The 10,084-nt window shown below is 59.7% G+C and carries 11 protein-coding genes and 1 tRNA gene; all 12 read right to left on the reverse strand.

The genetic code is table 11. The annotated features are described in order from the left end of the window. Positions 1-62: 62 nt before the first annotated feature. A complete protein-coding gene (gene hemB / locus AB5Y82_RS10995; protein ID WP_005357271.1) occupies positions 63-1,079 on the reverse strand; it encodes a porphobilinogen synthase in 1,017 nt (338 codons plus the stop codon). 3 nt (positions 1,080-1,082) lie between these two features. Beyond that, positions 1,083-1,868 carry a TatD family hydrolase gene (locus AB5Y82_RS11000; protein WP_368173954.1) on the reverse strand — a complete coding sequence of 262 codons (786 nt, stop codon included), beginning with the start codon at positions 1,866-1,868 and terminating at the stop codon, positions 1,083-1,085. A gap of 188 nt (positions 1,869-2,056) precedes the next feature. Further along, positions 2,057-2,812, reverse strand: a complete 756-nt coding sequence (tatC, locus tag AB5Y82_RS11005; protein ID WP_005339388.1) for a twin-arginine translocase subunit TatC — start codon at positions 2,810-2,812, stop codon at positions 2,057-2,059. Then, entirely contained in the window at positions 2,809-3,273 is a 465-nt protein-coding gene (gene tatB / locus AB5Y82_RS11010; protein ID WP_368173955.1) for a Sec-independent protein translocase protein TatB, read from the reverse strand. The genes tatC and tatB overlap by 4 nt, the downstream gene beginning before the upstream one ends. Positions 3,274-3,276: 3 nt before the next feature. Continuing rightward, entirely contained in the window at positions 3,277-3,528 is a 252-nt protein-coding gene (gene tatA, locus AB5Y82_RS11015; protein ID WP_005339385.1) for a Sec-independent protein translocase subunit TatA, read from the reverse strand. Between the two features lie 42 nt (positions 3,529-3,570). Then, positions 3,571-5,211 (reverse strand): ubiquinone biosynthesis regulatory protein kinase UbiB, encoded by a 1,641-nt coding sequence (gene ubiB, locus AB5Y82_RS11020; RefSeq protein WP_368173956.1) that lies wholly within the window; start codon positions 5,209-5,211, stop codon positions 3,571-3,573. Then, positions 5,211-5,819 carry an SCP2 domain-containing protein gene (locus tag AB5Y82_RS11025; protein WP_106844566.1) on the reverse strand — a complete coding sequence of 203 codons (609 nt, stop codon included), beginning with the start codon at positions 5,817-5,819 and terminating at the stop codon, positions 5,211-5,213. Before AB5Y82_RS11025 ends, ubiB begins: the two co-directional genes overlap by 1 nt. Before the next feature lie 8 nt (positions 5,820-5,827). Then, complete coding sequence (gene ubiE / locus AB5Y82_RS11030; protein WP_005342396.1) at positions 5,828-6,580, reverse strand: bifunctional demethylmenaquinone methyltransferase/2-methoxy-6-polyprenyl-1,4-benzoquinol methylase UbiE; 753 nt, start codon at positions 6,578-6,580, stop codon at positions 5,828-5,830. 65 nt (positions 6,581-6,645) lie between these two features. Continuing rightward, a complete protein-coding gene (gene crcB, locus AB5Y82_RS11035; RefSeq protein ID WP_005339378.1) occupies positions 6,646-7,023 on the reverse strand; it encodes a fluoride efflux transporter CrcB in 378 nt (125 codons plus the stop codon). Positions 7,024-7,118: 95 nt separating this feature from the next. After that, positions 7,119-8,384 (reverse strand): cytosine deaminase, encoded by a 1,266-nt coding sequence (locus tag AB5Y82_RS11040; RefSeq protein WP_368173957.1) that lies wholly within the window; start codon positions 8,382-8,384, stop codon positions 7,119-7,121. Next, positions 8,378-9,622, reverse strand: coding sequence for a cytosine permease (gene codB / locus AB5Y82_RS11045; protein ID WP_106844568.1), 1,245 nt, complete (start codon positions 9,620-9,622; stop codon positions 8,378-8,380). Before codB ends, AB5Y82_RS11040 begins: the two co-directional genes overlap by 7 nt. 253 nt (positions 9,623-9,875) lie before the next feature. Beyond that, positions 9,876-9,951 (reverse strand) — tRNA-Thr (locus AB5Y82_RS11050). Between the last annotated feature and the right edge of the window lie 133 nt (positions 9,952-10,084).

Consider the following 10,084-nt stretch of genomic DNA (forward strand, 5'->3'; position numbering starts at 1 on the left):
TGACCAAAAGAGAGCCATAACAACAGAGGGGGAGCCATCGGCTCCCCCTCTTTCAACCCGGCTTAACGGGCATCTTCCTTCAGCCACTGCGCTACGCGCTTGGCGAAGTAGGTGAGAATGCCATCGGCCCCGGCCCGCTTGAAGCAGAGCAGAGACTCCATGATGGTCTCCTTCTCTTTCAGCCAGCCGTTCTGGATCGCCGCCATGTGCATGGCGTACTCGCCGCTGACCTGATAGGCGAAGGTCGGCACGCCGAACTGATCCTTCACCTGACGAACCACGTCCAGATAGGGCATACCCGGCTTGACCATCACGCTGTCGGCCCCTTCCTGAATATCCAGCGCCACTTCGTGCAGGGCTTCGTTGCTGTTGGCCGGGTCCATCTGATAGGTAGCCTTGTTGCTCTTGCCAAGGTTGCCGGCAGAGCCAACCGCATCGCGGAATGGGCCGTAGTAGCAGGAAGCGTACTTGGCGGAATAGGCCATGATCTGGGTGTTGATGAAGCCGTTCTCTTCCAGCGCGGCACGGATGGCACCGATGCGGCCATCCATCATGTCGGACGGCGCGACGATATCGACCCCGGCTTCGGCGTGGGAGAGCGCCTGCTTGATCAGGATCTCGGTGGTGATGTCGTTCAGCACATAGCCTTCGTCATCGATGATGCCGTCCTGACCGTGGGTGGTGAACGGATCGAGCGCCACGTCGGTGATCACCCCGAGCTCCGGGAAGCGAGCCTTGAGGGCGCGCACGGTGCGCTGGGCCAGCCCGTTCGGGTTGTAGGCCTCTTCCGCCATCAGGCTCTTGCTCTCCAGCGGGGTCACCGGGAACAGGGCAATGGCAGGCACGCCCAGCTCCACCAACTCGGCTGCCTCTTCCAACAGCAGATCGATGGAGAGACGCTCCACCCCCGGCATGGAGGGAACGGCTTCCCGACGGTTCTCCCCCTCCAGCACGAACACCGGATAGATGAGATCGTTGACGGTCAGTACGTTCTCGCGCACCAGACGACGGCTGAAATCATGTTTGCGCAGACGGCGCAGGCGGCGGCCCGGAAAGGCGCCCGGAAGAGTTGTAGCCATGAATCACTCCTGGAGAGGAAGTTGGAAGAACGCGGCGGAGGTGGCCCGGGTATGGGCCAGCAAGGCCTCGGGCGCTTCACCACGACAGGCCGCCACCACCTGGGCGATGTGCGGCAAAAAAGCAGGTTCGTTGCGTTTCGGACGCGGTTTCAGATCTCGCGGCACCAGATAGGGGGCATCGGTCTCGATCATCAGCCGACCGGCCGGAATACGGGCCACCTGTTCGCGCAGCAGCTGGCCGCGGCGCTCGTCACAGAGCCAGCCGGTCACCCCGATATGCAGCCCCAGCGCCAGACACTCGTCCAGCTCCTCATCGGAGCCGGTGAAGCAGTGCAGCACGGCTCCCGGTAGTTTCGGCAACCAGGGACGGAGGATCTCGATAAAACGGGCGTGGGCATCGCGGCAGTGGAGAAACACCGGCATCCCGAGCTCGGCGGCCAGTGCCAGCTGGGCGTCGAATACCGCATCCTGCACCGGACGGGGGGAGAAGTCGCGGTTGTAGTCGAGGCCGCACTCGCCAATAGCGACCACCTGCGGCAAGGCTGCCAGCTCGCGCAAGGCGGGCAGGGTCGCCTCATCGACACTCTTGGCATCGTGAGGGTGTACCCCGGCGGTGGAGAAGCAGTAGCCCGGCCAGCGGGCGGCCAACTCGGCGCTCTCGCAGCTACCAGCCAGATCGGTACCGGTGAGGATCAGCGCGTCCACTCCGGCGGCGCGGGCACGGGCCACCAGCTCAGGCTGTTCGCCGGCGAACTGGCTGCTGGTCAGATTTAAGCCGATATCGATCATGGGATGAGACGTTCCGAACAAAAGGAATGCATATCAGGTATTTGAAAACCATCTACCGAATGGGGTCTTACCATACGCCTCGAACGGGAGCATGAAAAGAGGAAGGGAGCCTAAGCTCCCCTCGTTCTGCTATTCCTGCGGACTTCGTCATCCTCTCGCCGTCCGGCAAACAGGTGACGAACAGAGCCTCAGCTCTCCCCATCCGGTTGTTCCTGTTGCTCTTCATCCTCTTTCTTCACGTAGAAGCGGGCGAAGAACAGACCTATCTCCCACAGCGCCCACATCGGAATGGCGAGCAGGGTCTGGGAGAAGACATCAGGCGGCGTCAGCAGCATGCCGACCACAAACACCCCGACAACGACGTAGGGACGTTTCTCCTTCAGGTTTTGCGGTGTGGTCACGCCGGTCCAGCAGAGCAGTATGGTAGCCACCGGAATTTCGAACGCCACCCCGAACGCGAAGAACAGGGTCAGAACGAAGTCCAGATAGCTGGCGATATCGGTCGCCACCGTCACCCCTGCGGGTGCTGTGCTGGTGAAGAAACCGAACACCAGCGGGAACACCACGTAGTAGGCGAACGCCATCCCCGCATAGAACAGCAGGGCACTGGAGACCACCAACGGCATGATCAGGCGCCGCTCATGCTGGTACAGACCGGGGGCGATAAAGGCCCAGGCCTGATAGAGCAGATAGGGGATCGCCACGAAGAAGGAGACCACCAGGGTCAGCTTGATCGGCGTCAGGAAGGGGGTCGCCACATCCGTCGCTATCATGCTGGTCCCTTCCGGCAGCTGGCTGAGCAGCGGCTGGGCCACGAAGTCGTAGATGTTGTTGGAGAAGTAGATCAGCGCCAGAAACACCACGAGGATGGCGGTAATGGAGCGCAGCAAGCGGGTTCTCAACTCAACCAGATGGCTGATCAGGGGTTGTTCGGCCTGACTCATGGCTTCACCTCCCCTTTTACTGCGGAATCGCTGACCGGCACCGGCTCACTCTCCCGCTGGCTGTTCACCGGCGGCACGTCGTGGCTCAGTTGCACCGCAGGCTCAACCGGCGTGGCAGGCTCAGCCTGGGCGACTGGCTCGGTGCGCGGCGGACGGATCTCGTTCTCCACCTGATAGGGGCGATTGACCGACTGGGCCGCCGCCTTGAGCTGTTCGATGGACTCCTGCAGCTCGGGGCTCAGGTTGCTCATCTGCAACTGTTCCGCCTTCTTGAGGTCGTTATGCAGCTCTTGCAACTTGAGCTCCTGCTCCAGCTCGGACTTGACCGAGTTCGCGGTCGAACGAATGAGGCGGATCCAGTGGGTAGCCGTGCGGATGGCAACCGGCAGCCGCTCGGGCCCCAGTACCACCAGTGCTACCACACCGATAACGACCAGCTCCCAAAAACCGATATCGAACATGGCTTAGGCCTGGTCTTTGTCTTTCTGTTTGGCGGTCTCACTGCTCTGAGTGGCCGCTTCGTTCAGCTGTTTCGGGGGAAACTCGGCATCTTTCTGCTCGGCCTTGGCATCAGCCGGCTCGTCGGAGAGGGCTTTCTTGAACCCTTTGACCGCCGCGCCCAGATCACCGCCAATGCCGCGCAGTTTCTTGGTACCGAACAGCAGCACGACGATGACTGCAATGATCAACAATTGCCAAATACTGATACCACCCATGATTTTCTCTCCAGAACAGGCGCCTGACGGCGCGGTTGTTGATTAATGGGAACGGGTTCGCAACCAGCCGACCAGCCAGCAGAGGGCTGCACCGGCGAGACTGGCTTGTCCCCACTCAATGTGTTGTTTTTGGGTCAGCAAGAATACACCCACCAATAGCAGGCTGGCTCCAACCCCTAAGAGGTAGCGGGCCTGCCCCTGCCGACGGCTGTGACGGCGGAACTCGGCAAACATCTGGTCGAAATGACGCTGCTGATGACGGGTCTGACGCAGGGTCTCATAGACCAGCTCCGGTAGCTCCGGCAGCTTCTCGGCCCAGAATGGCGCCTTCTCCTTGATGGCGTTCAATACCGACTTGGGCCCGACCTGTTCGTGCATCCAGTTTTCGAGGAACGGCTTGGCGGTCTGCCACAAATCGAGCTGCGGGTAGAGCTGACGCCCCAACCCTTCCACATAGAGCAGGGTCTTTTGCAGCAGCACCAGCTGCGGCTGCACCGTCATATGAAAGCGGCGCGCAGTGTTGAACAGGTTGAGCAGCACGTGACCGAACGAAATTTCAGAGAGCGGCTTCTCGAAGATAGGCTCCAGCACGGTGCGAATGGCGAACTCGAACTCGTCCACCTTGGTGTCTGCCGGCACCCAGCCCGACTCCACGTGCAGCTCCGCCACCCGACGATAGTCGCGGTTGAAGAAGGCGAGGAAGTTCTCAGCCAGATAGCGTTTGTCTTCCCGATTGAGGGTACCGACGATGCCGCAGTCGATACCGATCCAGAGCGGGTTTTCCGGATGTTCGTAAGAGACGAAGATGTTGCCCGGGTGCATATCGGCGTGGAAGAAGCTGTCGCGGAACACCTGGGTGAAGAAGACCTCTACCCCGCGCTCGGCCAGCAGCTTCATGTTGGTGCCGTTGGCTTCCAGCGCCGGGATATCGGAGACCGGAATACCGTAGATGCGCTCCATCACCAGCACCTGCTCGCGGCAGAGGTCGGTGATGATTTCAGGCACATAGAGCGCCTCGGAGCCGGTGAAATTGCGGCGTAGCTGGATGGCGTTGGCCGCTTCGCGCATCAAATTCAGCTCGTCGAGGATGGTCTTGCGATACTCCTCCACCACCTCGATGGGGCGCAGTCGCGCACTCTGGGGCACGAAGCGGGCCACCAGACGGGCCAGCGCCTGCATCAACCGCAGGTCAGCCTCGATAACCGGCTCGATGTCGGGACGGATCACCTTGATGACGATCTCGCGGCCACTCTCCTTCAGGCGGGCGGTATGCACCTGCGCGATGGAGGCCGACGCCAGCGGCGTCTCGTCGAAGTCGTCAAACAGGGTTTCGATGGGACAACCCAAGCTCAGCTCGATCTGCTGGCGCGCCGCCTGACCACAGAAGGGGGGCACCCTGTCCTGCAGCAGGGCCAGCTCTTCGGCGATATCCGGCGGCAGCAGGTCGCGGCGGGTCGAAAGCATCTGGCCAAACTTGATGAAGATGGGGCCAAGGGCCTCGAAGGCGAGGCGAATGCGGGCACCGCGGCTGAGATCCGGTTGCGTGTTCTTGAGCCAGAACAGGGAGCGACGGGCCAGACGACCCGGCCAGGGTTGATAGCGGGCGGGCACCAGTTCGTCGATGCCCTGCTCCAGCAGGATGGTGATGATGCGATAGAGGCGTTTGAACTCCTTCGGGGTCATCAGGTCACCTGCTGTTCGAAGCGGGCCAGCCGCAGTTCGACGGCCTTGAGCTGCAGGGCCAGCACCTCGACGTCATCGTTGAAACTCGCCACTTCCAGCGGGCCGGGGGCGAGGCGGGCCTCTTCGGTCAGATATTCCGCCAGCTGGCTGCGGGTGCGGCACAGTTCGCGGCCGACCAAACGGCGCGCCTGACGGGCACCGCTGAACAGGGTGTGGGCCAGCACGTCGCCGGTATAGCGCGACAGCTCCTCTTCCCAGTCGATATCCAGCTCACCCAGCAGCACGCTGAATGCCTGTACCAGCTGGGGATCACCGCTCAGATCCAGTTTCTCCTCGCGGATATAACGGGTCAGGGCGGACGGGTCTTTCAGCAGACCAAGGGCGGTCAGCGACAGGCTGAGCACCGCATCGGCCTCCCCTTCATGCTGGGCCAGCACATCCAGCCGACGCTCGGAGAAGACGAACCAGAGCGGCTTGAGTTCACGCAGCTCCAGCTTGAGCACCTTGCCCATCAGTTTGCGCAGCCGCTCCGGGCTCTGTTTGTCCAGCGCCAGCAACTGGTTGAGGCTGGTTTCGATCACCGCGGTGACCATGGCATCCATCGGCATAGGCAACCTTAAAACTTGTAACCGCGGTGCAGGGCGACCACACCCTGAGTCAGATTGAAGTACTCCACCTGCTCGAAACCGACATTTTCCATCATGCCAGCCAGGGTCTGCTGATCCGGGTGCATGCGGATGGACTCTGCCAGATATTTGTAGCTTTCACTGTCGTTCGCGACAATTTCGCCCATTTTCGGCAGCAGTTTGAAGGAGTAGAGGTCATAGAGCTTGGCGATCACTTCACTGACCGGCTTGGAGAACTCCAGCACCAGCAGACGGCCACCCGGCTTGAGCACCCGGAACATGGAGGCGAGCGCCTTGTCCTTGTCGGTGACGTTGCGCAGACCGAAGCCGATGGTAATCACGTCGAAGTGGTTATCCGGGAAGGGGAGCGCCTCGGCATTGGCCTGCACGTAGGAGACGTTGTTGGCGACCCCCAGATTGCGCAGCTTGTCGCGGCCCACTTTCAGCATGGAGTCGTTGATATCCGCCAGCACCACCTGACCGGTCTCGCCGACGATGCGGGAGAACTTGGCGGTCAAGTCACCGGTACCACCGGCCAGATCCAGCACCTTCTGGCCCTTGCGCACACCGGAACAGTCGATGGTGAAGCGCTTCCACAGGCGGTGGATGCCGAACGACATCAGATCGTTCATCAGATCATACTTGGCTGCCACCGAATGGAAGACACCTGCTACCAGAGTTTCCTTCTCGGTCGCGGCCACGGTTTTAAAGCCAAAATGCGTTGTCGTTGCTTGTTCTGACATCCCTTAAACACCCATAGAGCAAAGAATGGCCGCCAGTTTACCAGAGCCACTGGCGTCCGGACACCTTAAACCCGGCTCGCAACCAACTGCATGCCCAGCACCACCATGGCCAGACAGAGGAAGAGATTGAGACCGATATTGAGCAGCGCTTTCAGATAGGCCCCATGTTGAGCCAGCACTACCGTATCGAGGGCAAAGGAAGAAAACGTGGTCAGGGCACCGAGGATCCCCACCATCAGCAGCGGCTTCATCGGGTGTTCTACCACATGACCATGACTGATGAGGGCGAATGCCACCCCCATGATGAAAGAGCCCACCACGTTGACCACCAGAGTCCCGTAAGGAAAGTGGCGCCCCAGCAGCAAGGCCATCAGTTCGGCAATCCCAAAACGAAGGCAGGCGCCGATGGCGCCCCCTGCAGCAACATAGAACCAGGTTTGCATGGTGTCACTCCCTCAGGGTCAGACCGCCATTATGTCGCAATGGCGGCCCTTGTGCCCAGAGGCGGAACTAATCGTCATCCAGCCTGATTGAAATCTCAGCGGCGAAAATCGATGGGCTCTGGCTCACCCAGCACGATCTCGGTCTGGGCCGGGCGGGTCTGGGCAATCACCTTACCGTGGCGGATCGAGTAACGCACCGGCACTTGACGGCGCACCGCATCGAAGCCGTTGTCGGCAGGCAGGATCAACAGGTTGGCCGGTTTGCCCACCTCGATACCATAGCGATCCTGCACATTCAGGGTGCGGGCGCTGTGGCTGCTGATCAGCTTCAGACCGTCGTTGATCTGCTCGTAACCCATGATCTGGCAGACATGCAGCCCCATGTGCAGCACCTGCAACATGTTGGCAGTGCCCATGGGATACCAGGGATCGAACACGTCATCGTGACCGAAGCAGACGTTGATGTTCGCCTCCAGCATCTCCTTCACCCGGGTAATGCCGCGGCGTTTGGGATAGGTATCGAACCGCCCCTGCAGGTGAATGTTCACCAGCGGATTGGCCACAAAGTTGATATCCGCCATCTTGAGCAGACGGAACAGGCGGGAAGCATAAGCGCCGTTGTAGGAGTGCATGGCGGTGGTGTGACTGGCGGTGACCCGATGCCCGATACCGCGCTCGTAGGCCAGAGTTGCCAGCGTCTCGATGAAACGGGACTGCTCGTCATCGATTTCGTCACAGTGCACATCGACTAGAACCTGATACTTCTCGGCAAGATCGAAGATGTAGTGCAGACTTTCGACCCCATATTCCCGGGTGAACTCGAAATGGGGAATAGCACCGATCACATCGGCCCCCAGCTTGAGCGCCTCCTCCAGCAATGCCTTGCCATTGGGGTAGGAGAGGATCCCCTCCTGCGGGAAGGCGACGATCTGCAGTTCCACCCACTCCTTCATCTCTTCCCGCACTTCCAGCATCGCCTTGAGCGCGACCAGATTGGGATCGGAGACATCGACGTGAGTACGCACAAACTGGATGCCGTTGGCGATCTGCCACTTCAGCGTCTGGATGGCACGCTGTTTAACATCCTCATGGGTCAGCAGTGCCTTGCGTTCGGCCCAGCGCTCGATCCCCTCGAACAGGGTGCCGGAGAGATTCCAGCTCGGCTCCCCAGCCGTCTGGGTGGTATCGAGGTGAATATGGGGTTCGATAAAGGGAGCGATCGCCAGACCGCCCTCCCCGTCCAGCACCCGACCGGCGACGGCATGCTCGTCATGGGGTTCGATGGCGGTGATGACCCCATCCTGACAGCGGATCTGCCACAACTCTTCCCGATCGGCCAAACGAATATGTTGAATCAGCATTTGCTAGCTTCCTGTACCAGAACCGGCCGCTGGGTGAGGCGAACCAGAATGAAATAGGTGAAGGCGGCGCCCAATACCGCGTTGAGTGGCACTATGCCCGGCAGCCACTTGCCGACAGCCACCCCGACTGCCGTTGCTACCAGTGCCTGCCAGCGCACCGTCTCGAACTGCTGATCGGCAAACTGACGGTAACGCTCACGATTGAGCAGGAAATCTATGATGATAATGCCACCAATCGGGGGAATTGCCGTACTCAAAAAGGCCAGCCAGCCGACAAAGTTGTTGTAGAGCCAGAGGGCACAGGCGGTACCGATCAGACCGTTGATCACGCTGAGCGGCTTGCTCTTGAGACCGGTAATGTTGGCAAAACCGAGGCCGGAGGCATAGAGGGCGTTGTCGTTGGTGGTCCAGATGTTGAGGCCCAGCACCAGAATGGCGGGGATCAGCAGCCCCTGCATCAGCATCACCTCCGAGATATCGGCCTGACCGGTTACCGCCGCGCCGGCTGCGCCGAAGACGAACATCAGAGTATTGCCCAAAAAAAACGCCACCATGGTAATCATGACGGCGCCCCAGGGTTTGCGACCAAATCGAACAAAGTCGGCGGTCAGGGTTCCTGCACTGATAAAGGAACCGACCACCATGGTCAATGCCGTGGTGAACTCGATAGGATTGCTTGGTTGCACCTGCTGCAACGCAGCCATGCCACCGGTCGAGGTCACCGCCAACCAGACCGAGTAGCCACCCAGCAGGGCGATAGCCGGTACGGCCACAAAGCTCAACACCATCAGGGCGGAGATTCCGAAGTAGACGGTTACCGTCATCAGAATGCCCGAAATGGCGATGAGCCAGTTCACATCGATGCCGGTCGCTTTCTGCACCGGCAGGGCAAACATGGCGACACCGACGCCAAACCAGCCGACCTGAGTACCGCCCAGCAGCAAGGATGGCAACCAGGAACCTTTCACCCCAAAGGAGTAACGAGCAAGCAGATGGGTAGAGAGACCGGTTGAAGCACCGATATAGCCGAGACAAGCGGTGTAGATACCCAGCAACAAGTTGCCGATAAGTACCGCCTTGATGAAGTCATCGAACACCAGCCCGGTACCCAGCGCACCACCGGTCCACATGCTGGCAGAGAAGAAGGTCAGGCCGAGCATCACCAGCATCAGCGACAGCACACCTTTACGCCCTTTGGCGGGTACCGCCCCCAAACAGTATTCGTTATCCTGCGCCATGCTCTCTCGCCACGTAATAGGCAAAACGCGCCGGATTTTACATGTAAAACGTTTTACGTCAATCAATCATGGTTAAATCTCTGGATAAAACCATCAATAGCAGTCAAATGAGTAACACATTAGGACTCAAACCAGCAGATAAATAGTGTCGGCTGCAAGCAGAGGGGGATTGCGGGAATAGGGAATGTAGGGGGATATAAGAAAACTGACAGATGCAAAAAAGCCTCCCTTTTCAGGGAGGCTTTCTATTTAATGGTGCTGATACCCAGAATCGAACTGGGGACCTCATCCTTACCAAGGATGCGCTCTACCGACTGAGCCATATCAGCACACTAACCGGTAAAGACCACGCTGGGCGTAATCTTGAAATTGGGTGCCTGGCAGTGTCCTACTCTCGCATGGCGAATGCCACACTACCATCGGCGCTACCGCGTTTCACTTCTGAGTTCGGCATGGGATCAG

Source organism: Aeromonas sp. s13 (genome assembly GCF_040907905.1).
In the GTDB taxonomy this organism is placed as follows: Bacteria; Pseudomonadota; Gammaproteobacteria; order Enterobacterales; family Aeromonadaceae; genus Aeromonas; species Aeromonas veronii.

Excerpts from the sequence above, each read along its gene's own strand:
- hemB (WP_005357271.1), bottom strand. The coding sequence starts at position 1,079 with ATGGCTACAACTCTTCCGGGCGCCTTTCCGGGCCGCCGCCTGCGCCGT.
- AB5Y82_RS11000 (WP_368173954.1), bottom strand. The coding sequence starts at position 1,868 with ATGATCGATATCGGCTTAAATCTGACCAGCAGCCAGTTCGCCGGCGAA.
- tatC (WP_005339388.1), bottom strand. The coding sequence starts at position 2,812 with ATGAGTCAGGCCGAACAACCCCTGATCAGCCATCTGGTTGAGTTGAGA.
- tatB (WP_368173955.1), bottom strand. The coding sequence starts at position 3,273 with ATGTTCGATATCGGTTTTTGGGAGCTGGTCGTTATCGGTGTGGTAGCA.
- tatA (WP_005339385.1), bottom strand. The coding sequence starts at position 3,528 with ATGGGTGGTATCAGTATTTGGCAATTGTTGATCATTGCAGTCATCGTC.
- ubiB (WP_368173956.1), bottom strand. The coding sequence starts at position 5,211 with ATGACCCCGAAGGAGTTCAAACGCCTCTATCGCATCATCACCATCCTG.
- AB5Y82_RS11025 (WP_106844566.1), bottom strand. The coding sequence starts at position 5,819 with ATGCCGATGGATGCCATGGTCACCGCGGTGATCGAAACCAGCCTCAAC.
- ubiE (WP_005342396.1), bottom strand. The coding sequence starts at position 6,580 with ATGTCAGAACAAGCAACGACAACGCATTTTGGCTTTAAAACCGTGGCC.
- crcB (WP_005339378.1), bottom strand. The coding sequence starts at position 7,023 with ATGCAAACCTGGTTCTATGTTGCTGCAGGGGGCGCCATCGGCGCCTGC.
- AB5Y82_RS11040 (WP_368173957.1), bottom strand. The coding sequence starts at position 8,384 with ATGCTGATTCAACATATTCGTTTGGCCGATCGGGAAGAGTTGTGGCAG.
- codB (WP_106844568.1), bottom strand. The coding sequence starts at position 9,622 with ATGGCGCAGGATAACGAATACTGTTTGGGGGCGGTACCCGCCAAAGGG.